This is a genomic window from Pseudomonas alcaligenes (assembly GCF_041729615.1).
Lineage (GTDB): Bacteria > Pseudomonadota > Gammaproteobacteria > Pseudomonadales > Pseudomonadaceae > Aquipseudomonas > Aquipseudomonas alcaligenes_B.
Window position 1 is genome coordinate 264,726 of the sequence record NZ_CP154874.1, and the last position, 26,925, is coordinate 291,650.

Here is a 26,925-nt window from a genome sequence, read left to right on the forward strand (position 1 = left end):
CAAGGCCGCCCTGAGGCGGCCTTGGCATTTCAGTGCGCCTGCGGCGCGGCGTTGCGCTGGTGGCGGTAGACGCTGACGGCCTCGTAGACCGCCTTGCGCAGGCGATTGATGCCGCCGATGGGGCGGTGTTCCGGCAGCGCATGCCAGGGGTTGAAGGACAGGTTGTCGCAGGCCAGGTTCTGCTCGCGGGTGTCGAAGTCCTGCGGCTCCACGCGCACGGTCGCCACCGTCTCGAACGGCGAGATGTCCTCGCTCCACTCCACGCTGGTGTCCTCGATGGGCATGTAGTGCGCGGCATTCTGCCGTTGCACCTGCAGGGCAAAGCAGGCCGGCACCCGATCCAGCGACAGCTGCTGGTACAGGGCGTTGCGCAGGAAGTTGGGCAGCTTGGTGTTCTGCTCCGGCAACTGGTAGGGCGGACAGCTCTGCGGATCGGGGATCACCCGGTACTTGATGTTGTGCGGGCCGAGCTTGAAGGGGGCGATCGAGTTGTAGGTGGCGCTGACCGGGCTGTCCGGCGCCGGTGCCAGGGTCTTCATGGCAATGATCAGGTGGCGGATTTCCCAGCTGCGCGGGTCCCAGCTGGGGAAGAAGGCCAACACCTTGTGGCCGTCGGCCTGGGCGGCGAAGTTCTGTTTGTACTCGGCGACGTCGCGGACGAAGAACACCGAGTTGTTGAACATCACGAAGTCCTGGTTGCCGGCGGTGGCCTTGCTGCTCAGCAGCTTCTCGCCAGGGACGTCGAGCAGCTTGATGGCCATGCCGCGGGCGTCGCGGGCGCTGTCGAACTGCGGGTAGGCGTTGCCGTTGGACAGGCGCATCCAGGCCTGCCAGGTCTTGCCCGGCTCGGCCAGCACGCCATGGCGCAGCTCCGGGGCCAGGTCAGGCAGTACGGTCAGCTGCGCCTTCACGCAGCCGTGGGCCTTGGCGTGGGCATCGCGCAACACGCGGGTGTTGTCGCGGTGCTGTTCGACGATGCGAATGGCGTCCTCGATGATGCCCTGGGTCAGGGTCGCCTCGTCCTTGGGGATTTCTTCCTCGGTGGATACCGGGCCGGAGAATTTCCAGGCGTAGTAGGCCTCGCCGATGCCCCAGCCGGCCAGGCCGACCAGCAGCAGGATCGACAGCAGTTTGCCCAGCACGCGACCGAGCCAGAGCCAGAAACCTTTGAGCATGGCGGGCCTTCCTTAGTTGTTGTTCTGGCAGTTGGGGCCCGGCGTCCAGGCGCGGCTCTCGGCGGGCTGCAGCTGGTTTTCCAGCTTCTCGTCGCCCATCACCTTGAGGTACTCGATCAGCGCATAGCGCTCTTCGGGTTCCAGGAAGCGTCCGATCACCCCCTCGTTGCGGCAGCCGTCGCGGAATTCGTGGCCGCGGTTGCTGTTGCCGGTGATGCGGGTGTCGAACAGGAAGCCGCCCGCGAACTGGCCGGTGAGGAAGCCGGCGCGCTTGGGGTCGTACTCGAAGTTGCCGACCCAGAACTGGCTGTCGCGCTCGACCACCGGCGACAGCAGCTGGAACAGGTTGGGCACCGAGCCGTTGTGCAGGAACGGTGGGGTGGCCCAGATGCCGTGCAGCGGGCGTGCCTTGTAGCCGCGCTTTTCCTGCACGCCGATGGCCAGGCCGTAGCCGTCCATGCGCCAGCGCTCGCGTGGCTGGATGCCGGCATCGCGGTAGGCGCGGTCTTCCACATAGGCGGTCACATAAGCCAAGCCCTTGGCGCTGGAGATGCTGGCGAAATCGACTTCCCCGAGGCTGGAGCCGAACAGCCTGACATCCAGCTTGGCCAGCTCGTCCTTCTGCCAGCCCAGCTTGCGGATGTCGAAGCGGTGGTCGGCGATGTTGTCGGCGGTGGTCGGGTCGGTGCCGATGATGCGGGTCGGCACGATGCGCAGGTGCCATTCCGGGTCGCGCGCCGGGGCCAGGCGCTTGTCGCGCGGCACCGGGTCGGGGGCGTGGCAGTAGGCGCAGTTCTCGGCGAACAGGGCGCGGCCCTGGCTGGCCAGCTTGAGATCGACCTTGCCCAGCACCTGTTCCGGCCAGGTCGGCGGCTTGAGCTGCTTGAGCGTCTCCTCCAGGGTGTAGAGGTCGCGCAGGCGCACGCTGGACGGATAGCGCTCGTCGTGCGTCATCGGCTCGCCGTTCTCGTCGAACAGGTGCAGGCTGGCGCCCACCCCCAGGGCCTCGCCGATGTTGCGCGCCATCGGCTGCATGGCCGAGCCGTTCCACTGCACCCAGTCGAATTTCCAGATGTCCCACACCTGCGGGTAGCTGACCGGGGCGTTAGCCACTCGGTAGTTGCTCGGGTCTATGGCATCGCCGAACACGCTGTTGGCGATGCGGCCAAAGGCGTCGGTGCGGCCGAAGCCTTCCTCGGTGGGGTAGAGGCCGCGGTGCCAGTCGTTCATGGCGGTGTCCAGCAGGCGGTCGAGCACGGCCTTGAAGTCCTGCCGCAGCTGCTGCTTGCCGCTGTCGTAGTTGTCGCCCAGCACTTCACGGGCGAAGCGGTTGAACTTCACCGGGTTGTAGTAGGTGAACAGCATGCTCATGCCCAGCGCCTGGCCGAAGCCGCCGCCCTTGAGTGTGGGCACCGTGGAAGCCAGCGAGTGCAGGGCGGCGCCACCATCGATGCGGATGGCCTGGCCCTGGTAGCGCAGCTCGCCGGTGTGGCAGGCAGCGCAGCTGATGTCGAGGTACTGGGTGCCGGTCTCGTCGTCTTGGTGGCGGGCGAAGCCCACCGGCAGGTTGCCGGGGTTCAGCTCGCTGGCCTTTTGCTGTGGGTCGGTGAGGAAACCGAAGCGTGCCAAGTGGTCGGTGCGGGCGAACTTGTCGCGCGAGAAAGGCATCTCCAAGGCGGTGAACCAGACGTAGTGGAGGCCTTTCACCGTGGTGCCCTGGGGGGTGTAGTAGTAGGTCTGGCGGGCCTGCTCGCTCCACTGGTCGAGGTAGTGCACCTGCTGCGGCCTGTCGAATACCGGCAGGTTGGGATTGGCGATGTAGTAGAGGACGACCGCGAGGGCGCCGAGGATAAGCAACAGGATCAGAGCGAAAGCGCGGCGCAGGATTCGCATGACATCAACATCCGTGTGGCGATTTTGTTATGGGGTACGTTTATGCCAATCCGCGCGGACGATGGCAAGCGGCCATATCACTTCGAACTGAGCCCAACTGGATGAGATTGAATGGCTATGTTCTTATAAATATTCATTCCTAGTCAGCCCGGCAAACTTGCTAGCTTTAGTTTGTTTGCGCCAAATAATTGTTTTTATTGGATTTTCAAAAAATTGGCGCCAAGGAAGGGTTATGTTGCAGGCCCTGGCTGCGACGCCACGGCGTTTGTTGGTAGTCGATCCCTGTGATGAATGCGAAAAGCTGCTGCCACGCCTGCAGGCCAGCGGTTGGATGGTGCACAGCTGCGGATTGGCCGATGCCGCCGAGGCCAGCTGCGATGTGGGGCTGATCCGCCTGCGACCGCCGCACCTGGAACGCCCGGAGAGCCTCAAGGAACTGATCAGCCAGAGCGGTACGGAGTGGATTGCCGTGCTCAGCCAGGATGCGCTGCGGCAACCTGAGGTCGGCAATTTCATCGGCGAGTGGTTCTTCGACTTCCACACCCTGCCGTTCGACCTGGAGCGGGTCAGCATCGCCCTGGGCCGTGCTTTTGGCATGGCACGCCTACGTGGCAAGGTCAGCAAGGGCAGCGATGAACATGACCATGAACTGCTCGGCAACAGCCGCAGCATGCGCGAGCTGCGCCGCCTGCTCGGCAAGCTGGCGCCGACCGAGGCTCCTGTACTGATTCGCGGCGAGAGCGGCACCGGCAAGGAGCTGGTCGCGCATACCCTGCATCGGTTGTCGCGGCGGGCAAGCGCGCCTTTCGTCGCGGTCAACTGCGGGGCCATTCCCGAACACCTGATCCAGTCGGAGATGTTCGGTCACGAGAAGGGGGCATTCACCGGGGCCCACCAACGCAAGATCGGGCGCATCGAGTCGGCCGATGGCGGCACCCTGTTCCTTGACGAAATCGGAGATCTTCCCCTGGAATTGCAGGCCAACCTGTTGCGCTTCCTGCAAGAGATGCAGATCGAGCGGGTCGGCAGCAGCAAGCCGATCTCGGTCAATGTACGCGTGCTGGCCGCCACCCATATCGATCTGGAGGCGGCGATCCGCCAGGGACGCTTTCGCGAAGACCTGTACTACCGGCTCAACGTCCTCCAGGTGCAGACCACGCCATTGCGCGAGCGAAGCGTGGACATCCGTTGCCTGGCCGAATATTTCGCCCGGCGCTATGCGGTAGAAATAGGCCGGCGCCCGCGTAACCTCAGCGAGGAGGCGCTGCAGGCGCTGCTCGAACATCCCTGGCCGGGCAATGTGCGTGAGCTGGCCAATCGCATGCGGCGCGGTATGGTGCTGGCCGAGGGGCGGCAGATCGAGGCCTGTGACCTTGGACTGGAGAGCCCGGTTGCGGGGGGCAGCCTGCTGGGCACCCTGGACGAGTACATCTGCCGCGCCGAGCAGCAGGCGCTGAACGACGTACTGACGCGGCACGCCGACAACATGAGCCAGGCCGCACGGGCCTTGGGTATCTCCCGACCGACTTTCTACCGGCTGCTGCACAAGCACCAGATGCGTTGACGGTACGGATCTCAGAAGTAGTAGGGGAATTTCAGGCTGAAACTGAAGTCGGGGGCGTCCGGTGTCAGGCCGATGGCCAGGTTGGGCACTATGGTCAGTTCGTCGCTGGCGGCGAAGGTCATGCCGAGGTTGAAATAGGCCGCGTTGGCGTCGCTGCCGATGATCGACTGCCAGGACTCGCCGTCCGCGCGGATCTTGCTCTTCTGGCTGACCAGGTGGGTGAAGGAGGTCGACAGGCTCATGCGCTCGTTGAGGGCGAAGGCCATTCCCAGGCCGTACTGGAAATAGTTGCCCAGCTTGACGTCGCCGGGTTGTTTCACGCCTTCCTGGGAGCTGATGTCGGAAAAACTCTCTTTGAAGTTGTAGGTGTAGGAAAAGTTGGCGAACAGCACGGCCGGGTCCACCGTCTTTACCAGGGAAATGCCGGGCGTCAGCGACCATACACCGTTGCCGCTGGGCAGCTCCTCCGGCGTTGCCAGGTTGTCGTTGGCCGGATCCTCGCGCAGCTTGATGCCGTAGGGCTCCTTGCCGGTGGGTGCGCGGACGCGCAGGCTGGTGACCACGTCCGGAACGCCGGGTGCCTCGTCGACCAGCTTGTAGGAGATGCCGAAGCCGATATCGCCGAGCATCGCATCCGAGCTGACGCTGGTTTCCGAGACTGTGGTGGAGGAGCCGCCGGCGCCGGCGGACTCGTAGCTGGATTCGCGATAGATCATGGGTACGTTGACTTCGAACTGCCAGCGGTCGCGCCAGTTGTAACGGGCGGCCAGGTCGAAGGTGAACAGGTCGGAGTTGATCTGGTCGATGCCGATGTCGCCGAGGAAGATGGCGTCCAGGGCCAGGAAGCCGTTGAGGAACAGCTGACGGGTGTCGTAGTGGGTGTAAGTGATGCTCGGCTCCAGGCTGAAGGCGCCCTCACCGAAGAAGCCACTGGCCTCGTCGTAGACCGCCGCCACGCTCTGCGCCGGGCGGCTGCTTTCACGCTGCTGGCTGCCATAAGACGGAGTCGACGCGGAGCTGCGCTGCCCGCTGCCCGGGGTAGTCGCAGCAACCGACTGGCGCGGCTGACTGCTGGCCTCCAGCTGGCGTAGGCGCCGCTCGAGAATCATCAGGGCGTTCTGCTGGGCCTCATAACGCTGCTTGAGGTCGTCCAGCTCGGCACGCAATGCCGCCTCGTCGGCCAGCAACGGGGCACTCAGGACAAGGCTGCCGAGGCAGACGATCAGGCGGGGCAATGGACTGTGCATGACGACTTCCCTGTGCTGAAAGGACAAAGCCTAGATCAGAAACCGTTGCCACGCAGGCCGCGCAGCTGAGCCATTACACCCTGCAGGGCCATGCTGTCGGTAGCGCCGCGCTCCCTGAGGACAACCTGCAGGGCGGCCAGATTGTTCGCGACCTGCTGCTGGCCGCTGATCGCGGTGTTCTGCCTGATGCCGCCGCTGCCGATGCTGTGCTGGGTGCGCCCCAGGCTCCCGGCATCGATGCTGATCTGCAGGCCACCGTTCTTAGCGATCACTTCGGCGCGCCCAAGGGCGCCCTCGACGCTCTGGTTCAGCGCGCCGCTGCCCGTGCCAGGCTCCCCGGCCTGGCCGCCACGCAGGATGTTGATCTGCACATCGTTCAGGCCCCGGTTGCCATCGCCAGCGATACGCACGCTCTGCACCACACCCTGGGCGCTGTTGAGTCCGTTGCCACCACTGACCTGCCCCAGGCCTGCGGGAGCCTGCCCCTGGCCGGACTCCTGCAGGTCGACGTTGAGCACCGGTAACGCGGAGTTGTGCCGGAATTGCAGGCCGACCTTGGCGGCCAACTGGCCCTGCGGACCATTCCACTGTGACTGCATCACCACGCCGAAGCTGACGATGCCATTGGGCAGGGCGTAACGGCCGCGCATCTCGGCCAGTTCATGTTCCGGCACTTCCACCGCGCGGAACAGGTTTTCCGCGACCGCCGGCAGGCTGACCACGAGGGCCAGCGGCAGGAGCAGTGTCATTGGGGTTCTCATCTCGACCTCCATGCGTCGAGTGGCGAGCCGGCTCAGAAGAAATCGCTGTGGCTGAAGCCGAACTCGATCAGCTCGGAATCCTGAATCGGGTTGAAGCCGTTCACCCGGTCGCGTGCCGTCAGCGGTTGCGGCGGGGAGAGCAGGCTGTTATGGCGGTCATAACCGGGCCCGATGACGGCGAAGACGATGCCGTTCCAGCCCTGGGTGAATTCATCCAGCGTCAGCCGCCGATGGCCGAGTGCCGGGTCGCCGATGTACACCCACTGGTCGGTGGCCTTCTGCATCACCACGAAATGCTTGAAGCCACGAATCTCGACCAGGACTATGGTCGGCACCTTGACGCTGGCCAGCATGTTGGCCTGTAGGCGATAGCCCTTGGCCCGGAAACCTTCGGTCTGCAGGTAGTTCTTCATGTCCAGCATGGAGAAGCCCTGGCGCTCCACCAGTTGCAGATCGGCGACCTCGAGCATGCCTTCGATCACGGCCATCTCGTCCACGTCCAGTCGGTAGGCTTCGCGAAGCAGGGTGGCCAGGGCGGCGGCTCCGCAGCTGTAGTCGGTACGCTGGCGAATCAGGTCACGAAAGCGCCGTTCCTGGATGCTCTCCACTTCTTTGGTGAAGAAGTTGCCGCCGGCCAGGCCGGGAATCGGCAGGCGTGCGGCCTGCGTGGCGACTGGCAGCAGCGCGAGGCACACCAGCAATAGATCACGGAACAACATGTCGGGCTCCGGAAGAAGTGGCCTCCGGCTGAAACCGGAGGCCCGAGGGCTATTCGCCCATGCTGTAGCCGTTGGAGATCACCAGGCTGTTGGCCTGCTGGTTTCCGGTGCCGGCGGCCACGTTGACCCCGGCATGACCGCTGATGCCCACCAGGGCATTGGTCAGGCTGGCATCGTTGGTGGTCAGCGGGCCGGCGAGTAGCAGGAGCGGGGAGTTGAGCGTGACATTGCCGGTGGAGCTTTGCAGGGTGTCGTTGTCGGCCACCGCACTGCCCGGTGCGTTGGTCACGGCCACCGCGTTGCTCTGCTGGTTGCCGCTGCCGGCGGCGACGTTGGCGCCGACCACGCCACTGATGTCGTTGACTGCATCGTTCAGCACCGCCTTGTTGTCGCTGCCGAGGTTGTAAGCATCGTTGCTGGTGCTGTACTGGGAGACATCCACATAGGCCTTGGCGTAACTGCTCTCGGCGCCGAACTTGCTTTCGCCATTGGCCATGGCCAGGTCGTTCTTCTGCTGGTTGTTGGCTCCCGCGGCGACGTTGGCACCGGCGACCCCGCTGAGCTCATAGAGCGCGTTCTCCAGGGTGGCATTGTTGTCGTTACCGATATTGACCACGTCGTTCCAGCGGCCGGTCTGGGATACATCGATGGTGGCGAAGACGAAGGCTTCATCGCCGGCCTCGGTATTGGCCACGGCCACGTTGTTGGCCTGCTGGTTGTTGTCGCCGGCGGCGACGTTGGCACCCAGGTTGCCGGTGGAGTTGTGCGCGGCTTCCTCCAACAGGGCATCATTGGGGGTGCCCAGGTTGTTGACATAGTTGTCGATGCTTTCCTGGGTATCGTTGATCTCCACCTTGGCACTGGTGTCTGTACCGAAATCGAACGCCATCACCGGCGAGGCGAGGGCTGCGGCGACCAGAAAAGCCAGGGGTTTGAGTGCGAACTGCGATTTCATGGGTGTCTCCTTACGCTGTGCCAGATTGGTTTGAAGCCAAAGTACCGGGTTCAGGGAACCGACATGACCCGGATGCCGACGTTGTTTATCGCTTGGTTGCCAACGCCGGCACTCTGGTTCAGCTGCACCACACCCTTGCTGCCGGCGAAGGCGCCATCGTCCAGATGAACGCTGCGACTGGCATTGGGAGTGGCTGCCACTGCCCCCGAGTGCACTTGCGCCTGGGCGGCGGACTGCGCCAAGGCGAAATCGTCGAGTGCCTGCGGCGCTAAGCCGGCACCCATCTGTATGCTCAGGCTGTTGATGTTCTGGTTGCCGCTGCCGGCGGCCTGGTTGACACCCAGCACGCCGTTGCCGCCAGAGAACGCTGCACCATCGATGCGGGCGTTGGCTCTCTGCGGGTCGCTCGTTGCCTGTTGCAGAACCTGCCGGTGGAGAGCCTGGGCATTGCCGCCGATGGCCAGGGTGCGGCCGTTGACCTGCTGATTGAAGTCGCCGGCTGCCTGATTGACGCTCAGACTGCCGCTGTATTCCTGGCCGCTGGCCTCGATACGGGCTTGTTGTTCGGCGGCCTGGAGGCCGCAAGCGCTGGCCAGCAGGGCGCCGGCAATGGCTAGGCGAATCATCAGCGGCCTCCAATGTTGTGCAGCGGCTTGAGGCCCTGCTGGATGCTGCGGTTGATCTGCCCACCGACATTCTGCACGGCGCCGCCACCGTGCCTGGGCTGGCTGGTGTGCAGGCCGCCGAAGCCGCGCAGCTCGCCCCCGCCATGCAGGCCGCGCAGGCTGGTGTCCATGCGCAGGGCATTGCCAACGCCGCCTGATACCCGGGCGAAATCGGCATCGCCCAGTGGCTCGATGGGGCCTATGGTGCGCTGCACGTGTTGATCGGGTGAGATGTCGACGGTGACCGGGGCTACCTGTCCCGGCCCCTCACGGGTGGCCACGCGGGAAGGTACATCGCGAAGGATCAGTATTTCGCCGGCGCCCGCCTGGGGGATGAGGGGGAGGGAGGTTGCAGCCAGTACACAGGTGACGAACGTCAGCCTGGGTAATTCGTCCAGCTTGAGTCTCATGATCGATAGCCTTCTCGATATTTGCATCGTGCATCCAGCAACGGCGCAGATCTGGCAGAAGTCGTGCCTGTTCGAGAAAATCTTTTTAAATCATGCTCTTATTGGTTATTGGGGATGGCGGGCAACTTGTCGCTGCTTCAGCGATGAAACACTCGGGTACCCTGGAGCCGGTGCCGCAATCACTGCCCGGGCGTGCTGAAACAAGGCTTCATGACGCTTTGCCGGGAGCCTGTTTCGGCTCTGATACAGGAAGCGCAATCCCGCCTGTCCACGTGGCGGACAGGAGCAAACCGTATCGGTATTGAGACAGGAGGCCTCCCGGCGAGGCCGGGAGGATCAGCAACCCAGGCTGTCGGCCTGGCGATAGAGCATCAGCAGCTTGCGGGTGATGGTGTGCTGGATGTCGTCCCGTTCGAACGACGACAACCGGGTCAGGCGCTGCACCTGCAGGCGGTGCAGGTGGATGTAGGGCATGCTCTGGTCGAACTCGCGCAGGTCGCCCTTCATCAGGATCGGCAGGAACACGTCGCCGATCTTCTTCTGGTTGCTGATGATCTGCGCCAGTGCCGGCTTGAACGGCATGGTCTTGGGCGCCGGGCCGCCGTCCTTCATCTGCGTAGTCAGCAGCAGCCCTGGCTTGCCCAGAACGACGCCGGGCAGCACGCACAGGCCAGTCTTGCGCACTGCCACCGGGTCGATGCCATGCAGGGTGTCGTGGAAGGCGTACGGGTTCGGCAGCACCACCATCTTGCGCCCGTAGTCGGCGGGGAAGTGCAGGTCGTAGTTGGTATACAGCTGGCGGGTGGACTCCGAGTAAACGCACAGGCGGTTCTCGAACAGCTTGATGAAGCGTTCGGCCAGTTCGCGGCGAGCAATGCTGTCCAGGTCCCAGATCAGGTCCTGGTTCTGCTGCTGGCCGAAACTGACTTCCTGATGCTCCATGCTGCTCATCGACACCTCTTTACACGCGGAATTGCCCCAACAGGCGGTTCAGTTGCCCGGCCAGTTGCCCCAGATGACGGCTGGCCTCGCTGGACTGGTCGGCTGCCAGCGCGTTCTCGTGCGCCAGCGTGGCCGCCTGGGTGACATTCTGATTGATATCGTCCACGACATGCGACTGTTGCAGCGTGGCACTGGCGATGGAGGCATTCAAGCTGGTCAGGTTGCGCAGGGAGGCGGCGATCTGACTGAGGCTCTCGCCAGCCTTGCGCGCCTGCTCCACGGTCAGCTGGGAAGCGTGGCTGCTGGCGTTGATCACCTTGACCGCGGCCTCCGAATTGCCCTGCAGGCGTTCGATCATGCCCTGAATCTCCGACGTGGACTGCTGGGTCCGCTGCGCCAGCATGCGCACCTCGTCGGCCACCACGGCGAAGCCGCGGCCCTGCTCGCCGGCCCGAGCGGCCTCGATGGCGGCGTTCAGCGCCAGCAGGTTGGTCTGCTCGGCGATCGAGCGGATCACTTCCAGCACGCTGCCGATCTGGGTGCTTTCCTGGGCCAGGCTCTGGATTACCTCGACGGCCTGGTTGATGGTTTCCGACAACTGGTCGATCTGGCGCAGGCTGCTGTCGATGTTCTGCTGGCCCTGCAGCGCCTGCTGCTCGGCCTGGCGCACCTCGCTGGCGGCATGCTCGGCGTTCTTCGCCACGTCCTGCACGGCATAGGACACCTCGTTGATGGCGGTCGCTACCAATTCCATCTGCTGCGACTGCTGCTGGCTGTGCTGCTGCGCGCTGCCGGCGATCTGGCCGAGCGACTGCGACGCCTGATCCAGTGCGCCGGCGGCCTGCAGCGACTGGCCGATGACCCCGCGCAGCTTGCCGGTGAAGGCGTTGAAGTGCTCGCCGAGCGAGGCCAGTTCATCGCGCCCGCTGTGGTCTAGGCTGCGGGTCAGGTCGGCTTCGCCACTCGCGATATTGGCCATGGCGCCGACCGCCTCGTCCAGCGGGCGGGCGATGCTGCGGGTGATCAGGATCACCAGGCCGGCCAGCAGCAGGGTGACCACCAGCAGGATGCCCAGCGCACGCATGGCCTGGGCGCGGAACTCGCCCTGCACGTCATCGACATAGATGCCGGAACCGAGGATCCAGCCCCAGGGCTGGAACAGCTCGACGTAGGAAATCTTCGGCACTGGCTCGTCCGAGCCCGGCTTGGGCCAGCGGTAGTCGACCTGGCCCGATCCATCTTTCTTCGCCAGTGCGACCATCTCGTTGAACAAAAACTTGCCGTCGGGGTCCTTGTTGCCCGAGAGATTCTGCCCTTCGAGCTTGGGGTTGGTCGGGTGCATGACCATCACCGGCGTGAGGTCGTTGATCCAGAAATAGTCGTCCTGGTCATAGCGCAGCCCGCGAATCAGCTCCATCGCCTGCTTCTGCGCCTCGTCGCGGGCCATGCCGGCGCTTTCCAGTCCATGGAAATGCTTGAGGATGCCCAGGGTGCTTTCCACCACATGGCGCGTCTTCAGGGCCTTGGCCTGGTATAGGTCGCCATGGATCTGCTGCAGCATCAGGCCGGCCAGGGCCAGCAGCATGACCACGGAGGACAACAGGATCAGCCACAGGCGGCGGCTGATGGGCAGGTTGCGCAGACTGTTCATCGAAGGGCAACTCCAGGTTCTTGTTATGCGGATGGTTCGCGCTGAGCTAACAGGCAGTTTAGAAGTTGTGCAATTAGGCGTAGGCCCGGCAGCGGTGACGTTTGTCTTCTGCTAGCATGCGCGGCTATTTTGTCGGCCCGCTCGGGCCCTTGCTTTGATATCGGCAAGCCCAGGCAAAGGCTTAGCCCAGAGGTATTCATGGATTTGTGGACCGCCCTGCAGGCACTGATTCTCGGCGTAGTCGAGGGGCTCACCGAGTTCCTGCCGATCTCCAGTACCGGACACCAGATCATAGTCGCCGACCTGATCGGCTTCGGCGGCGACCGGGCCAAGGCCTTCAACATCATCATCCAGCTCGGCGCCATCCTGGCGGTGGTCTGGGAGTACCGGCGCAAGGTGCTCGAGGTGGTATTCAATGTGCCGCGCCAGCGCCAGGCACAGCGCTTCACCGCCAACCTGCTGATTGCCTTCCTGCCGGCTGTGGTGATCGGCGTGGCCTTCGCCGACCTCATCCATGACTTCCTGTTCAACGCCGTCACCGTGGCCACGGCCCTGGTGGTCGGCGGACTGGTGATGCTCTGGGCCGAGCGGCGCAAGCACGAGATCACGGTCGAGGAAGTCGACGACATGACCTGGAAGGAGGCGCTGAAAATCGGCCTCGCCCAGTGCCTGGCGATGATTCCCGGCACCTCGCGTTCGGCCTCGACCATCATCGGCGGCTTGCTGTTCGGCCTGTCGCGCCGTGCCGCCACCGAGTTCTCCTTCTTCCTGGCCATGCCGACCATGGTCGGTGCCGCCGTCTACTCCGGCTACAAGTACCGCGAGCTGTTCCAGCCCGGCGACCTGCCGGTGTTCGCCCTGGGCTTCGTGGTGTCCTTCATCTTCGCCATGATCGCCGTGCGCGCACTGCTCAAGTTCATCGCCAATCACAGTTACGCCGTTTTCGCCTGGTATCGCATCGGCTTCGGCCTGCTGATCCTGGCCACCTGGCAGTTCGGCCTGATCGATTGGAGTAGCGCCCAGGCGCACTGATGGAAGGCATGGAGCGACGCGGCACACTCAGGAGCTGGAACGATGCCAAGGGCTTCGGTTTCATCCAGGCCGAGGTTGATGGCGCGCAGGTGTTCGTGCACATCTCCGCCATGCGCGGGGATAGCCGCCCCAGGGTAGGCGATGCGGTGCTCTATGTTGCCGCGCCGGACAGCCAGGGACGCCTGCGTGCGCAGCACATGCGCCATGTCGGGCTCAGCCTCGACCGCCCGGCGATCCGGCGCAAGCCTGTGCCGGCCGCAGACGCACCCGGCAGGCGCCGGAGCGAGGGGGCAGGCATCCACAATCTGCCCGCAAAGCTACTGATACTGGCAGCGCTGGCTGTTCTGCCGGCCTGGGGCAGCCTGGCGCTGCTCGGCCAGGGCATATTCTGGGTAGCGCTGGCCTATGCGCTGCTCAGCCTGTTCAGCTTCTGCCAGTACTGGTTGGACAAGCAGTCGGCGCAGAAGGGCCGCTGGCGCACCCCGGAGAACAGCCTGCACATCGCCGAGCTGGCTGGCGGCTGGCCCGGCGCGCTGGTGGCGCAACAGGTGTTTCGCCACAAGACGCGCAAGGTCTCCTTCCAGCTGGTGTTCTGGGCCATCGTCGCGCTGCACCAGGCCTTCTGGCTCGACCGCCTGGCCCTGGGCGGCCGCTACCTGGGCCACCTGCTGCCGTTCTAGTCGAGCAGCAACCCCGCCTGGCGAATCTTCGGCAGCTTGCGCACCACCAGCTGGTGCGAGCGGACCAGCAGTTCGCGCAGTTCGGCGTCGCCCAGCGGGAAGGGTTCGGCCATGCTCACCCAGTGGGCGCGGGCCAGGTAGGGGGCTGGGCGAATGCCCGGGCGGTCGACCATGCCGAGGAACAGCTCCGGCGCCACCTTGAACGCCAGGCCTTCGCTGAGCAGGGCGAACATCTTGTTGCCGGCCACCGAGAACACCCGCACGCCGCCCCACTTGTAGTCCTCGCGGGCGCCCGGCAGTTGCAGGCAGAAGTCGGCGACCTGTTGCGGAGTCATCTTTAGTTCACCTCCCTGTGGGTTGATGCGGCTAACCTAGCAGAGTCCCGATTCTTTCACTGCCAAGGAGTTTGTCATGTCGCTGTCCCTCTACCAGGCCTCCGTTCCCGTCTTCGTGCGCATGTTCGGCAACCTGTCGGCCATTCTCGACAAGGCCGAAGCCTACGCCGCGGCGAAGAAGATCGACCCGGCGGTACTGCTGAATGCCCGTCTGGCGCCGGACATGCACCCGCTGACCCGCCAGGTGCAGATCGCCAGCGACGCGGCCAAGGGCTGTGCGGCGCGCCTGGCCGGGGTGGACATTCCCAGCTTCCCGGACACCGAAAGCAGCTTCGCCGAGCTGCAGGCGCGTATCGCCAAGACCCTGGAGTTCATCAAGGGCCTGACGCCGGCGCAGATCGACAGCGGGGAAGGGCGCGAGGTGGTGCTCAAGTTCCCCGGCGCCGAAATGAAGTTCCAGGGCGAGGACTACCTGCTGCACTTCGTCCTGCCCAACTTCTATTTCCATATCACTACCGCCTACGCTATCCTGCGCCACAACGGCCTGGACATCGGTAAGATGGACTTCCTGGGCCGCGTCTGAGCCCGGATATGAAAAGCCCCGCACTGGCGGGGCTTTTTCGTGGCGGCGCCGGCGTCAGACGATCACGCCCTGGCTGCGCAGATAGTCGTCGTAACTGCCGCTGAAGTCAGTCACGCCGTTATCCGACAGCTCGATGATGCGGGTGGCCAGGGAGCTGACGAACTCGCGGTCGTGGCTGACGAAGATCAGCGTGCCCGGGTAGTTCTCCAGCGCCAGGTTGAGCGCCTCGATGGATTCCATGTCCAGGTGGTTGGTCGGTTCGTCCATCACCAGGACGTTGGGCTTCTGGCAGGCCAGCTTGCCGAACAGCATGCGCCCCTGCTCGCCCCCGGAGAGCACCTTGACCGACTTCTGGATCTCGTCGGAGGAGAACAGCATGCGGCCCAGGGCCGCGCGGATGTTCTGCTCGCCGGTGGTCCACTGGCCCATCCATTCGAACAGGCTGTCGTCGGCCTCGAAGTCGTGGGCATGGTCCTGGGCGTAGTAGCCCACCTCGGCGCTGTCGGTCCATTTCACCTCACCGGCATCCGGTTGCAGCTCACCGACCAGGGTGCGCAGCAGGGTGGTCTTGCCGATACCGTTGGGGCCGATGATGGCCACGCGCTCGCCGGCCTCGACCTGGAAACTGAAGTTCTTGAACAGCACCTTGTCGTCGAAGGCCTTGGACAGCTTCTCGATGGTCACGGCCTGGCGGTGCAGCTTCTTGTTCTGGTCGAAGCGGATGAAGGGGCTGACGCGGCTGGACGGCTTGACTTCCTCCAGCTGGATCTTGTCGATCTGCTTGGCGCGGCTGGTGGCCTGCTTGGCCTTGGAGGCGTTGGCCGAGAAGCGGCTGACGAAGGTCTGCAGCTCGGCGATCTGCGCCTTCTTCTTGGCGTTGTCGGACAGCAGGCGCTCGCGGGCCTGGGTCGCGGCGGTCATGTACTCGTCGTAGTTGCCGGGGAACAGGCGCAGCTCGCCGTAGTCCAGGTCCGCCATGTGGGTGCACACGCTGTTCAGGAAGTGGCGGTCGTGGGAAATGATGATCATGGTGCTGTTACGCGCCGTGAGGATGTTTTCCAGCCAGCGGATGGTGTTGATGTCCAGGTGGTTGGTCGGCTCGTCGAGCAGCAGCACGTCCGGATCGGCGAACAGCGCCTGGGCCAGCAGCACGCGCAGTTTCCAGCCCGGCGCCACTTCGCTCATCGGGCCGAAGTGCTGCTCCAGCGGAATGCCGAGCCCCAGCAGCAGCTCGCCTGCGCGGGATTCGGCGGTGTAGCCGTCCATCTCGGCGAACTCGCCTTCCAGCTCGCCCACCTTCATGCCGTCTTCTTCGCTCATCTCCGGCAGCGAATAGATGCGGTCGCGCTCGGCCTTGACCTTGTACAGCTCCGCGTGGCCCATGATCACGGTGTCGATCACGCTGAACTGCTCGTAGGCGAACTGATCCTGGCGCAGCTTGCCCAGGCGCACGTTGGGTTCGAGCATCACCTGGCCGGCGGAGGGCTCCAGGTCGCCGCCGAGGATCTTCATGAAGGTCGACTTGCCGCAACCGTTGGCGCCGATCAGGCCGTAGCGGTTGCCGTTGCCGAACTTGACGGAAACGTTCTCGAACAGCGGCTTGGCGCCGAACTGCATGGTGATGTTGGCGGTGGAGATCACGGCGGTATTCCTGAAGAGGCGGGCGCTTGCGCGCAAAAGGGCGCGATTGTAGCGGTTTCCCGTCGGCTCGGCAGCCGTGATCGGTCGGGCGGTGCTGCAGCCGTCACTCGCGGTAGAACACCTGGATCAGATGGAAGCCGAACTGGGTCTTCACCGGCCCGTGCACTTCGCGCAGCGCCTTCTTGAAGATCACCTGATCCACCGCCCGCACCATCTGCCCCGGGCGGACCTCGCCGAGGTCGCCGCCGCGCTTGCCGGAGGGGCAGGTCGAGTACTTCTTGGCCAGCACGTCGAAGGCCTCGCCGGCGGCGATGCGTTTCTTCAGGGTGGCCGCTTCGGCCTCGGTCTTCACCAGAATATGGCGGGCCATCGCCTTGGGCATGACGGGTTCCTCATTTTGCGGAGCGACTATTGTGCCAGCATTCCTCGCGCCATCAGAATGGCGTCATTTTTCAGGCCTCGCTCGACCGGAAACCCGGGCCGACTTGGCCTAACTTGTCTATTCCACCTAGATGGAACCGCGCCCCATGGACCTCACCGCAATGCTGAAAATCCTGTCCAGCCAGGACGGGTCCGACCTCTACCTGTCCACCGGGGCGCCGCCCTGCGCCAAGTTCAACGGGGTGCTCAAGCCCCTCAGCCAGGAGCCGCTCAAGCCGGGGGATGTGGCCGCTATCGCCAATGGCGTGATGGATGCCGAGCAGCGCGCCGAGTTCGACAAGGAGCTGGAGATGAACCTGGCCATCTCGGTGCCCAACGTCGGTCGCTTCCGCATCAACATCTTCAAGCAGCGCAACGAGGTGTCCATCGTCGCGCGCAACATCAAGATGGAGATTCCCAAGTTCGAGGACCTCAAGCTGCCCGAGGTACTGCTCAAGACGGTGATGGAGAAGCGCGGTCTGGTGCTGTTCGTCGGCGGCACCGGCTCCGGCAAGTCGACCTCGCTGGCGGCGCTGATCGACTACCGCAACCGCAACAGCGGCGGCCACATCATCACCATCGAGGACCCGGTGGAGTATGTGCACCGGCACAAGAAATCGATCATCAACCAGCGCGAAGTCGGGGTCGACACCCGCAGCTTCCATGCCGCGCTGAAGAACACCCTGCGCCAGGCGCCGGACGTGATCCTGATCGGCGAGATCCGCGACCGCGAGACCATGGAGCACGCCCTGGCCTTCGCGGACACCGGCCACCTGGCCATTTCGACCCTGCACGCCAACAACGCCAACCAGGCGCTGGACCGCATCATCAACTTCTTCCCCGAGGAGCGTCGCCCACAGCTGCTCAATGACCTGGGCAACAACCTGCGCGCCTTCGTCTCGCAGCGCCTGGTCAAGACCCTGGACGGCAAACGCCGTGCGGCGGTGGAAGTCCTGCTGGGCACGCCGACGATCCGCGACCTGATCAAGCGCAACGAATTTTCCGAGATCAAGGAGATCATGGAGAAGTCGAAGAACCTCGGCATGCAGACCTTCGACATGGCGCTGATCGACCTGGTCCACGAGGGTGCCATCGACGAGGAGGAGGCGGTGAAGAATGCCGACTCGGCGAACAACGTCCGCCTCAAGCTGAAACTCTACAAGGACAACCCGGCCAGCCAGTCGGCTCCGGCGCCCGCGGCGGCTCCCGAGACCAAGCCTGCCGCCGCAGCCAACTGGGCGATGGAGCTCAAGCTCGAGGAGATCGAAGAGGAAAACCCGCCGGAAGATCCCGGTCGACCCGGCATCTGATCGGGCGAGGTGCGCCCAGGGCACCTCAGCGACTGTCGAGACTGTGGTAGAGCTCGTCCTCCTGGGCGAAATGCAGGCTCAGCAGGGTGTCCAGGCGCAGCAGCAGGCGCTGGATTTCCTCCAGCGAGCTCCCGGCAGGGGCCGCGTTCATTTGCTCCAGCAGGTGTACCAGGCGGAATATTTCCCGATGGGTATGGCTCAGGGCTGCGAGCGGATCTTCGCCTGGCAAACGCCGAGTCAATTGCGGGTAGAGGCTGTCCTCGTCGGCTTGTTCATGGGGAACCAGCTGGCTCTTTAGCGCTTCAATAAGGCCGGCCAACTCCTCCCGGGCCTGCGCCGGTGGAGCGTCATCAAGCCCCTCGGCGGCCGTGCGCAGCCGTTCGAGCAAGGGTAGGAGGGCGGCATGCTCCTTACGCAGGCTGTCTATCCAATCGCCCGCGAGCCTGGGGGTTGCTCGCTCCCGCCATCCCGCACCAAGCGCACGCAGCGCATTGCCGATGACTGCCAGGTCGATGGCTTCCTGGACGACCGCCCCGGCCAGCGCCGGCAGGTATCCCGCCACGGCCAGCAGCATGGCCAGCAGCGACAATCCCATCCCCACCAGCACGCCCTGCACCGCGATGGCTCGGGAGCGTCGGGCGATTCGCAGGGCTTCGGCGACCCGGTCCAGGCGGTCGACCAACAGCACTACGCCGGCCGCTTCGGAGGAGGCACTGGTACCGCCGGCGCCCAGGGCAATCCCGACATCGGCCGCGGCAAGGGCAGGGGCGTCATTGATGCCGTCGCCGACCATCAGACTGGTGCCCTCGCCGCGCCCCTGGCCAATGGCTGCGACCTTGCCGGCGGGGGAGAGGCCGGCATGAATCTCATCGACACCCACTGCCATGCCAATCGCCTGGGCTGCATCCGCGCGATCGCCGGTGAGCATGACGATGTGCCGTATACCTGCCTGGCGCAACAAACGCAGGGCCCGCGGGGACTCCAGGCGCAGGCGGTCGGAGAACAGCACGGCACCGGCCATCACGCCATCGATGGCGATGAAACTACCGCCAGCCACCTCGTACGCCATGCGGCGCAACATACCTTCGCTCCAAGGCAGAGCAGTGGTGGCAGCGGCGACATAGTCATGACCGCCGAGCATCACCGCATGCCCGGCGACCACCCCGCACAGGCCGGCTCCGGGTTGCTCGCGCACCTCCTGGGCGCGCTCCAGGCTCAGCCCGTGGGCCTGGGCAGTCTCGACTATGGCCTGGGCTACCAGGTGCGGCGAAGACTGGGCCAGTGAGGCGGCGAGGCGCAGCAGCTGTTCCCGCGAGTGGCTACCTGCACTCTCTACGGCAAGTACACTGACGTGCCCCATCGTCAGGGTGCCGGTCTTATCGAGGAACAGCCGCCTGGCACGAGCCAGTGCTTCCAGCGTGGCGCCATCCTTGATGAGGATACCGCGGTGCGCGCAGCGCGAAATGCCGGACATGATTGCGATAGGTACGGCCAGAATAAGCGGGCAGGGGGTGGCCACCACCAGTACCGCCAGCACGCGCAGCGGGTCGCCACTGATCAGCCAGGCTATGCCGGCCAGGGCCAGCGTGACGGGGATCAGCAGCAGGGCATAGCGATCTGCCAGGCGCACGAAAGGTGCGCGCGACAGGCGTGCGGCCTCTACCATCCGCACTATGGCGGCATAGGTGCTCTGGGTGGCCGGGTGGCTGGCCCGCATCTCGAACGGCGTACCGGCATTCAGCGCGCCACTGCGCAGGGTGTCGCCGGGCTCACGACGAACCGGCAGCGGCTCGCCGGTCAGTGCTGATTCATCCAGAGTGGCCGATTTATCGAGCACCACGCCGTCCACTGGCACCATTTCCCCCAGACGTACCAGCAAGCGATCACCGGCCCGGATGTGCTCAACAGGCACCTGTTCCAGTTCGCTGTCGCGATAGCGCCAGGCCATGCGCGGGGCGCGGTCGATCAGGCGGCGTAACTCGTGCTCGGCGCGGCGCCCGCTGTAGCTTTCCAGGGCGCGGCCGCTGGCCAGCATCAAGGCAACCAGAGCTGCAACGAGGGCCTGGCCGAATAGTACGGCGGTTACGATGGCCAGCAAGGCGATGAGATCGACACCGATTTCTCTGCGGCGCAAGCGGGCCAGGATCTCCACCAGCAGCAGAACAGCAGCCAGCAGGGCGCTACCATTCCAGAGGGTGGCGGCGAGCTGGCCATGCCCGAAAGCGCTCAAGACCAGACCAACAGCCAACACCAGCAGCGCGGCTCCGGGTAACAGCATGTCATTCCAGCTACGCGAGATATTCAGGATGGCTCCTGCTTAAAAGTGCTGAGGTGTTTCGCCTGCACCTTGCTGCCAGCGCAGGCAACGGAAGGCTTCTCTCAAGCGTCCTGGGAGAACTTTAGCTGGCAGAGCATCGACGTGCGGCAGAGGTTTTCCAACAGCGCGACGGATCGGATCGTGACCTGGAGATTTCTTCGTTGTGTGCAGGCGGGTATTGATTACGGTAGTGCGAGTCAGGAGTGGCAGGGATGGACCTGAGGGCATTGCAGGTATTCATCCAATTATATTATTTAACATAATATACATTATGCGAACATATGACTTGCTCGGGCAGACTCTGGATGCCAGTGAACTTCTACTGGCAGTAGACTGACGCGCTAACGCCGGGACTTCATCAGATCAGTTCAGCAGTACTGAACACTCTGGCATCTTGCAGCGCGCAACATGCAACATGTGGGCAAAGGTATATCAGTGCGGTCTTCCTCAATCTTGTATCTGCTGTCTGCCGTTCTGCTGTCAGCCAGTGCCGGTGCCCAGTCACCTGATCAGCCTCCTGCTCTGGCCCGACAGCCCGATGGATATGCTGAGGCAAGTGCCTGCATGACATGCCATGCCACACAGGCCAATGCGTGGCGCGACTCCGACCACGACTGGGCCATGCGAGCCGCTACCGGGAGCAACGTTCTGGGCGACTTCGCGAACGCGACATTCGACGAGGATGGCGTCTCGGCTCGTTTCTTCCGCAGGAATGGAAAATTCTTCGTCAACACCGAAGGCGTCGATGGCAAGGCTGCAGACTTCGAAATTCTCTATACCTTTGGGCACTATCCCTTGCAGCAATATCTCGTCGACATGCCTGGCGGCCGCCTGCAAGCACTCACCATCGCCTGGGACAGCCGCCCCGAAAGCATGGGTGGGCGTCGCTGGTTCTCGCTTTACCCCGGACAGCGCTTCACCCCAGACGACCCTTTGCACTGGACCGGCCGCTACCAGAACTGGAATGCCATGTGCGCCGAGTGTCACTCAACCAATCTGCTCAGGAACTACAACGAGAAGGACGACAGCTTCGCCAGCACCTGGCATGAGCAGAATGTCGGTTGCCAGGCGTGCCATGGCCCAGGACAGGCCCATGTAGATTGGGCCAGGGATGCCGAGCAAGGCGAAAAGCCCTCTGCGCACGGGCTGAGGGTCGATTTCAAGGCCCTGAATGGCCAGGGCCAGGTCGAGCAATGCGCCTACTGTCATAGTCGCCGTCAGAGCCTGGGCATGGGCCAGCAAACAGGACATTCGCAACTGGATGCCAGCCTCCCCGCGACATTGCGTGCGGGCCTCTACCATGCCGATGGCCAGATTGACGGCGAAGTCTATGTCTTCGGTTCTTTCACCCAAAGCAAGATGTTTGCCGCTGGAGTGACCTGTACCGACTGTCATGATCCCCATAGCACGCGAGTCAGGATCGATGGCAATGGGCTCTGCCTGCAATGCCATAACGAAACACCCCCACCCCGCTTTCCCGGCCTGAAAGCCAAGCGCTATGACAGCGCCGAACACCATCATCACAGGAATGGCTCTGCAGGCGCTCAGTGCGTCAATTGTCACATGCCGGCGAAGACCTACATGGTGGTGGATCCACGACGCGATCACAGCCTGCGCATACCGCGGCCAGACCTCAATGGGCAGACAGGCAGCCCGGACGCTTGCACCAGTTGCCATCTCGATCGGCAGCCCACCTGGGCAGCTGAAGCCATCGCTGACTGGCTCGGTAGCCCGGAGAAGCCTCGCCACTACGGTGAGGTATTCCATGCTGCCCGCGAGGGGCACGGTGCCAGCCTGGAATTGCTCGGCGCCACCATAGCCGACCTCGGCAAACCTGCAATAGTTCGCGCCACGGCCGCGGAAATGCTGGCCACGCTCGGTGAGCCCGCCTTACCGTCGTTACGGCAGGCCCTCGGAGACTCAAGTCCGCTGGTCCGCGCTTATGCTGTGGCCGGCTTCAGTGAGCAGCCCCCGCTCGAGCGGATCGAGCAGCTGCTGCCACTGCTCGACGACAGCAATCGCGCGGTCCGCGACGAGGCGCTTCGCGCGCTGGCCGGCATCCCGCTGCAAGCCTTGCCTGTCGAGCGCCGCGAAGACTTCAAAGCCCGTCTCGCCGAATACGAGCAGCGTCTGCGAAGCACTGCCGATCTACCCGGCAACAGGCTCAACCTCGCAGTGTTTCTGGAGCGCAATGGCAAGCAGCTGGAGGCGATGGAGCAGTACCGTGAGGCGCTCCGGCTCGCCCCCTACTTCTCCCCTGCCCGGGTCAATCTGGCCACCCTGGCAAACTTCACCCTGCGTCAGGACATGGCCGAGCGCGTACTACGCGAGGGTTTGGCCCTGCCCCGCGTACCGCCTGGGGACCGGGGCAATCTGGCCTACATGCTGGCCTTGCTACTGGTAGAGCAGGGTCGCCCAGACGAAGGTCTGCAGTGGCTGGAAAGTGCTGCCAAGGCACTGCCGGATAATGCGCGCATTCGTTACAACCAAGGGCTGCTGCACATGCAGGCGCATCGGTACGCTGAAGCCCGACAGTCATTACTGGTGGGGCTGCAGTTGGCGCCAGACGACATCGATCTGCACTACGCATTGGCCTATCTCTACGTCAGCTCAGGCGAGAGAACACAGGCGCTAGTCCACATACGCCGCATGGAGCAGCTCGCACCTCAGGATGCTCGTCTGCTGGCGATCAAGCGACAGCTGCAGTAATCGGGGCGGGATCTGACACAAGCACGGGATATTGCGCTGTCCCCATATGTTCGCACTCGGCGTCACTGGCTCCGGGTAAGAGCTACCTCCCCCCACGTTCTCGTCATCGGGGGTGAAGGCTAATCAATCCTGTTTGCAGTAAATTATCATTTTATATAAAGTCGCCGACCTGCTCGGATGCCAAGGATTGTTTATGTTCCGACTCGATGCAGTCAGCTTCAGCCTGGCGGAGCGTACTCTTCTGCAACCGTTGTCGCTCGACATCCCCCAGGGCCAGATGGTCGGTCTGATCGGCCACAATGGTTCCGGAAAATCCACCCTGTTGAAGATGCTGGCGCGCCAGCAGCCGGCCACTGCCGGCCGCGTGCTGCTGGACGACAAGCCGCTGGATGCCTGGAAGGACCGTGACTTCGCCCGCCAGGTTGCCTACCTGCCGCAGCAGCTGCCGGCCGCCGAAAGCCTGACGGTGCGCGAGCTGGTCGGCTTCGGTCGCTACCCCTGGCATGGCCTGCTCGGCCGCTTCGGCTCCGAAGACCACGCCAAGGTGCGTGAGGCCATGGAACTCACCGACACCGCGCGCTTCGCCGAGCGCATGGTCGACAGCCTGTCCGGCGGTGAACGCCAGCGTGTGTGGCTAGCCATGCTGCTGGCGCAGAACAGCCGCTACCTGCTGCTGGACGAGCCGACCTCGGCGCTGGACATCGCCCATCAGGTCGACGTGCTGGGCCTGGTGCACAGACTCAGCCAGCAGCTCGGCCTGAGCGTCATCGTGGTGCTGCACGACATCAATATGGCCGCGCGCTACTGCGACCGCCTGATCGCCTTGCACAGCGGTCGCCTGCTGCTGGATGGCAGCCCGGCCGAACTGATGACCGACAGCAATCTGGAGGCCATCTACGGCCTGCCCATGCAGGTGCTCAGCCATCCGCAGGGCCAGCAACCCATCGCCGTGGTGGTCTGATGCGCTGGCTGCTCTGTGTGCTCGCCCTGCTGGCGGGCCTGGCCCAGGCCGATGCCCATCAGCCGCGCATCGCGGTAATCGACTGGGGCCTGACCGAAACCCTGCTGGGCCTGGGGGTGACGCCCATCGCCGTGGCCCAGACCGAAGGCTATCGACGCTGGGTGCAGGCGCCCGAGCTGCCGACTTCGGTGGCCGATCTGGGCCTGCGGGTAGAGCCGAACCTGGAGCTGCTCAGCCAGCTCAAGCCCGACATGATCCTGATCACCCCGCAGTTCGCCGCCAGCCGGCCGCAGCTGGAGCGCATCGCGCCGGTGCATATGCTGGCCATCTATACGCCGGAAGCTGAGGCCTACGTCGGCGCCCAGCGGGTGACCCGCGAGCTGGCCGAGTTGCTCGGCCGTGAGGCGCAGGGTGAGGCGATGATCGCGCGCATCGACGCCACTATGGCGCGGGTCAAGGAGCACCTGGCCTCGCGGGCATTGCCGCCTTTCTATGTGCTGACCTTCCTCGACGAACGTCATGTGCGCCTGTTCGGCAAGCAGAGCATCTACCAGGGCGTGCTGGATCGCGTCGGCCTGCGCAACGCCTGGAGCGGCCCGACCAACTACTGGGGCTTCAGCCAGCAGGGCATCGAGCGCCTGGCCGAAGAACCCGGCGCCGCCCTGCTCTACCTGGAGCCAATGCCGCCCGGCACCGCCGAGGGCCTGGCAGCCAGCGCCCTGTGGCAGCAGTTGCCGGCCGTGCGCGAGCAGCGCCTGTATGGCCTGCCGCCGGTATGGAGTTTCAACGGCCTGATGGCCGCCGAGCGTTTTGCCAACCTGCTGGAGGCGCGCCTGGCGCCGGAGATCGCGCCATGACCGACCTGCTGGCCCAGGGGCAGCTGCCTACCCGTGCGCGCTTCGGTTTCTCCAGCCACCCTGGCTGGCTGTGTGGCTTGCTGTTGCTGCTGTCCCTCGGCCTGGCGTTGAGCGATCTCGGCCGACGCCTGCCCCTTGGCGAGTGGCTGGCGGCCATGATCAGCCCTGCCGAGGGCGATATGGCGCAGCTGATCCTGCATTTCAGCTGGCTGCCGCGCCTGTGCATGGCCCTGCTCTGCGGCGCCGTGCTGGCCCTGGCCGGCACCCTGATGCAGCAGGTGTTGCGTAACCCGCTGGCCTCGCCGACCACCCTGGGCGTATCCAGCGGCGCCCAGCTCGGCCTGCTAGTCGCCACGCTGTGGGCGCCCTGGGCGCTGGACTACGGCCGCGAATGGGTGGCCCTGGCCGGTGGCGGTCTGGCGTCCCTGCTGGTGTTCGCCCTGGCCTGGCGCCGTGCCCTGGCACCGCTGACGCTGATCCTCGCCGGCCTGGTGGTGACCCTCTACCTGAGCGCACTGAACGTGACCCTGATGCTGGTCCAGCAGCAGGATCTCAATGCCGTATTTATCTGGGGCTCGGGCTCGCTCAGTCAGAACAGCTGGGGCGGCGTGCAGTTCCTGTTGCCACGCCTGGCCGTCGGCCTGCTGCTCCTGCTGCCGCTGCTGCGCCCGCTGGCCCTGCTGGAACTGGACGACAGTGGGGTGAAGAGCCTCGGCGTGCCGCTGCGCTTCCTGCGCATCGTCAGCCTGACCCTGTCCGTGTACCTGGCCGCCTGCGTGGTCAGCGTGGTCGGCGTGATCGGCTTTATCGGCCTGGCCGCGCCGGCTCTGGTGCGCCTGCTCGGCGCGCGCAGCTTTGCCCAGCGCCTGGTCTGGGCGCCGCTGCTCGGTGGCCTGCTGCTGTGCGTCACCGACCTGGGTATCCAGGGCCTGGCAGGCAACCTGGCCGAGCTGGTGCCGACAGGCGCTGCCACGGCTCTTCTCGGCGCGCCGCTGCTGCTCTGGCTGCTGCCGCGCCTGCACCTGGCCGGCGGCCAGCCACAGAGCAATGCCGAGCACAGCTTCGCTCGCCATCCTTTCCCGGCCCGGCGCCTGCTGCCACTGCTGCTGGCATTGGCCGTCGGCATCGTCCTGGCGCTGGGCCTGGGGCGCGATCTGGAAGGCTGGAGCTGGAGCCTCGGCGATGCCGCGCTGCTCGACTGGCGCTGGCCGCGGGTGATGGCCGCCGCCGCTGCCGGCTGCATGCTGGCGCTGGCCGGCTGCATGATCCAGCGCCTGACCGGCAACCCCATGTCCAGCCCCGAGGTGCTCGGCATCAGTGCCGGCGCCGCGTTGGGGCTGATCGCCCTGCTGTTCCTGCTGCCCTACTCCGGCCCGCTGGCGCAGCTGGCGCTGGGTGGGCTGGGCGCCGGCCTGACCCTGCTCCTGCTGCTGGGCCTGTCGCGTCGCTCCGGCTTCGCCCCGGAGAAGGTGCTGCTGATCGGCATCAGCATCACCGCGCTGTTCGATGCCCTGCAGGTGATCCTGCTGGCCGGCGGCGACCCGCGCGGGCAGAACCTGCTCAGCTGGATGTCCGGCTCCACCTATTTCGTCGGTCCGCAGATGGCGCTCTGGGTGCTGGTCTGCAGCCTGGTCCTGCTGGCCGCTGCCCTGCCCTTCGGCCGCTGGCTGGAGCTGCTGCCGCTGGGCGAAGGCACGCCGCGCGCGCTGGGTGTGCCGCTGGGGCGCGGACGTCTGGTGCTGCTTCTGCTGGCGGCGCTGCTGACCGCCGGTGCCACGCTGATCGTCGGGCCGCTGAGCTTCATCGGCCTGCTGGCACCGCACCTGGCGCGCCTGCTCGGCCTGGCCCGCGCCGTACCGCAATTGCTCGGCGCGGCGCTGCTCGGTGCGCTGGTGATGGTGGCGGCGGACTGGCTGGGGCGCACCCTGCTGTTCCCCGCGCAGTTGCCGGCTGGGCTGCTGGCCTCACTGCTGGGTGGCGCCTACTTCATGCTGTGCCTGTATCGGCGCTGAGGACACCGGGCGCTATCGCGCCCGATATCTGTAGCCCGGATGCAATCCGGCAGCCGAGCCGCCTGCGTCCCGGATTGCATCCGGGC

Annotated in this window: 23 protein-coding genes; 9 read left to right on the forward strand and 14 right to left on the reverse strand. The window is 64.8% G+C overall.

Annotation, left to right across the window (positions count from 1 at the left end):
• Positions 1 to 29: 29 nt before the first annotated feature.
• Positions 30 to 1,175 (reverse strand): catalase family protein, encoded by a 1,146-nt coding sequence (locus tag AAG092_RS01335; protein ID WP_373388199.1) that lies wholly within the window; start codon positions 1,173 to 1,175, stop codon positions 30 to 32.
• A gap of 12 nt (positions 1,176 to 1,187) precedes the next feature.
• Positions 1,188 to 3,068, reverse strand: coding sequence for a di-heme-cytochrome C peroxidase (locus AAG092_RS01340; RefSeq protein WP_373388200.1), 1,881 nt, complete (start codon positions 3,066 to 3,068; stop codon positions 1,188 to 1,190).
• 232 nt (positions 3,069 to 3,300) lie between these two features.
• Between AAG092_RS01340 and AAG092_RS01345 the strand changes: the two genes are divergently transcribed.
• On the forward strand, positions 3,301 to 4,632 hold the full coding sequence (locus AAG092_RS01345; RefSeq protein WP_373388201.1) for a sigma 54-interacting transcriptional regulator: 1,332 nt from the start codon (positions 3,301 to 3,303) through the stop codon (positions 4,630 to 4,632).
• Between the two features lie 11 nt (positions 4,633 to 4,643).
• On the opposite strand, the gene AAG092_RS01350 is transcribed toward AAG092_RS01345, so the two are convergent.
• The 8 genes from AAG092_RS01350 to AAG092_RS01385 all read right to left on the reverse strand — a co-directional run bounded on the left by AAG092_RS01350 (position 4,644) and on the right by AAG092_RS01385 (position 11,982).
• Positions 4,644 to 5,879: a hypothetical protein gene (locus AAG092_RS01350; protein ID WP_110683086.1), complete on the reverse strand. Its 1,236-nt coding sequence runs from the start codon at positions 5,877 to 5,879 to the stop codon at positions 4,644 to 4,646.
• Positions 5,880 to 5,914: 35 nt separating this feature from the next.
• Positions 5,915 to 6,628, reverse strand: coding sequence for a hypothetical protein (locus AAG092_RS01355; protein ID WP_373388202.1), 714 nt, complete (start codon positions 6,626 to 6,628; stop codon positions 5,915 to 5,917).
• A gap of 44 nt (positions 6,629 to 6,672) precedes the next feature.
• Positions 6,673 to 7,359, reverse strand: a complete 687-nt coding sequence (locus AAG092_RS01360; protein WP_110683088.1) for a C39 family peptidase — start codon at positions 7,357 to 7,359, stop codon at positions 6,673 to 6,675.
• Between the two features lie 49 nt (positions 7,360 to 7,408).
• Positions 7,409 to 8,314: a hypothetical protein gene (locus tag AAG092_RS01365; protein WP_110683089.1), complete on the reverse strand. Its 906-nt coding sequence runs from the start codon at positions 8,312 to 8,314 to the stop codon at positions 7,409 to 7,411.
• Between the two features lie 50 nt (positions 8,315 to 8,364).
• Positions 8,365 to 8,940 carry an adhesin gene (locus tag AAG092_RS01370; protein ID WP_373388203.1) on the reverse strand — a complete coding sequence of 192 codons (576 nt, stop codon included), beginning with the start codon at positions 8,938 to 8,940 and terminating at the stop codon, positions 8,365 to 8,367.
• Positions 8,940 to 9,389 (reverse strand): hypothetical protein, encoded by a 450-nt coding sequence (locus AAG092_RS01375; protein ID WP_373388205.1) that lies wholly within the window; start codon positions 9,387 to 9,389, stop codon positions 8,940 to 8,942. The genes AAG092_RS01370 and AAG092_RS01375 overlap by 1 nt, the downstream gene beginning before the upstream one ends.
• A 336-nt stretch (positions 9,390 to 9,725) precedes the next feature.
• Positions 9,726 to 10,340, reverse strand: coding sequence for a hypothetical protein (locus AAG092_RS01380; RefSeq protein ID WP_373388206.1), 615 nt, complete (start codon positions 10,338 to 10,340; stop codon positions 9,726 to 9,728).
• 10 nt (positions 10,341 to 10,350) lie between these two features.
• Positions 10,351 to 11,982, reverse strand: a complete 1,632-nt coding sequence (locus tag AAG092_RS01385; RefSeq protein WP_373388208.1) for a methyl-accepting chemotaxis protein — start codon at positions 11,980 to 11,982, stop codon at positions 10,351 to 10,353.
• A gap of 198 nt (positions 11,983 to 12,180) precedes the next feature.
• Here AAG092_RS01385 and AAG092_RS01390 point away from each other — a divergent pair, with 198 nt between their 5' ends.
• Both AAG092_RS01390 and AAG092_RS01395 read left to right on the forward strand, forming a co-directional pair.
• On the forward strand, positions 12,181 to 13,014 hold the full coding sequence (locus tag AAG092_RS01390; RefSeq protein WP_110683094.1) for an undecaprenyl-diphosphate phosphatase: 834 nt from the start codon (positions 12,181 to 12,183) through the stop codon (positions 13,012 to 13,014).
• A complete protein-coding gene (locus AAG092_RS01395) occupies positions 13,014 to 13,694 on the forward strand; it encodes a DUF1294 domain-containing protein (RefSeq protein WP_373388209.1) in 681 nt (226 codons plus the stop codon). The genes AAG092_RS01390 and AAG092_RS01395 overlap by 1 nt, the downstream gene beginning before the upstream one ends.
• On the opposite strand, the gene AAG092_RS01400 is transcribed toward AAG092_RS01395, so the two are convergent.
• The gene (locus AAG092_RS01400; RefSeq protein WP_373388210.1) at positions 13,691 to 14,029 is read right to left on the reverse strand and encodes an MmcQ/YjbR family DNA-binding protein; all 339 of its coding nucleotides are present in this window, start codon (positions 14,027 to 14,029) and stop codon (positions 13,691 to 13,693) included. The genes AAG092_RS01395 and AAG092_RS01400 overlap by 4 nt on opposite strands.
• A 76-nt stretch (positions 14,030 to 14,105) precedes the next feature.
• Here AAG092_RS01400 and AAG092_RS01405 point away from each other — a divergent pair, with 76 nt between their 5' ends.
• Positions 14,106 to 14,612: a DUF1993 family protein gene (locus AAG092_RS01405; RefSeq protein ID WP_110683097.1), complete on the forward strand. Its 507-nt coding sequence runs from the start codon at positions 14,106 to 14,108 to the stop codon at positions 14,610 to 14,612.
• Between the two features lie 54 nt (positions 14,613 to 14,666).
• Here the strand turns inward: AAG092_RS01405 and AAG092_RS01410 are convergent, their stop codons facing one another.
• Together AAG092_RS01410 and AAG092_RS01415 are read right to left on the reverse strand one after the other, a co-directional pair.
• Complete coding sequence (locus tag AAG092_RS01410) at positions 14,667 to 16,253, reverse strand: ABC-F family ATPase (protein ID WP_110683098.1); 1,587 nt, start codon at positions 16,251 to 16,253, stop codon at positions 14,667 to 14,669.
• Between the two features lie 103 nt (positions 16,254 to 16,356).
• Positions 16,357 to 16,635, reverse strand: a complete 279-nt coding sequence (locus AAG092_RS01415) for a peptidylprolyl isomerase (protein ID WP_373388211.1) — start codon at positions 16,633 to 16,635, stop codon at positions 16,357 to 16,359.
• A 145-nt stretch (positions 16,636 to 16,780) separates the two neighbouring features.
• On the opposite strand from AAG092_RS01415, the gene AAG092_RS01420 reads away from it, so the two are divergent.
• Positions 16,781 to 17,983, forward strand: a complete 1,203-nt coding sequence (locus AAG092_RS01420) for a PilT/PilU family type 4a pilus ATPase (RefSeq protein WP_373388212.1) — start codon at positions 16,781 to 16,783, stop codon at positions 17,981 to 17,983.
• A gap of 25 nt (positions 17,984 to 18,008) precedes the next feature.
• Here the strand turns inward: AAG092_RS01420 and AAG092_RS01425 are convergent, their stop codons facing one another.
• Positions 18,009 to 20,261 (reverse strand): heavy metal translocating P-type ATPase, encoded by a 2,253-nt coding sequence (locus tag AAG092_RS01425; RefSeq protein ID WP_373388213.1) that lies wholly within the window; start codon positions 20,259 to 20,261, stop codon positions 18,009 to 18,011.
• 603 nt (positions 20,262 to 20,864) lie between these two features.
• Between AAG092_RS01425 and AAG092_RS01430 the strand changes: the two genes are divergently transcribed.
• From AAG092_RS01430 to fhuB, 4 genes are all read left to right on the forward strand, one after another.
• Positions 20,865 to 23,009 carry a tetratricopeptide repeat protein gene (locus tag AAG092_RS01430; RefSeq protein ID WP_373388215.1) on the forward strand — a complete coding sequence of 715 codons (2,145 nt, stop codon included), beginning with the start codon at positions 20,865 to 20,867 and terminating at the stop codon, positions 23,007 to 23,009.
• Positions 23,010 to 23,202: 193 nt separating this feature from the next.
• The gene (locus AAG092_RS01435; protein WP_373388217.1) at positions 23,203 to 23,970 is read left to right on the forward strand and encodes an ATP-binding cassette domain-containing protein; all 768 of its coding nucleotides are present in this window, start codon (positions 23,203 to 23,205) and stop codon (positions 23,968 to 23,970) included.
• The gene (locus AAG092_RS01440) at positions 23,970 to 24,827 is read left to right on the forward strand and encodes an ABC transporter substrate-binding protein (RefSeq protein WP_373388218.1); all 858 of its coding nucleotides are present in this window, start codon (positions 23,970 to 23,972) and stop codon (positions 24,825 to 24,827) included. Before AAG092_RS01435 ends, AAG092_RS01440 begins: the two co-directional genes overlap by 1 nt.
• Positions 24,824 to 26,839, forward strand: coding sequence for a Fe(3+)-hydroxamate ABC transporter permease FhuB (gene fhuB, locus AAG092_RS01445; RefSeq protein ID WP_373388220.1), 2,016 nt, complete (start codon positions 24,824 to 24,826; stop codon positions 26,837 to 26,839). Before AAG092_RS01440 ends, fhuB begins: the two co-directional genes overlap by 4 nt.
• Positions 26,840 to 26,925 lie beyond the last annotated feature (86 nt).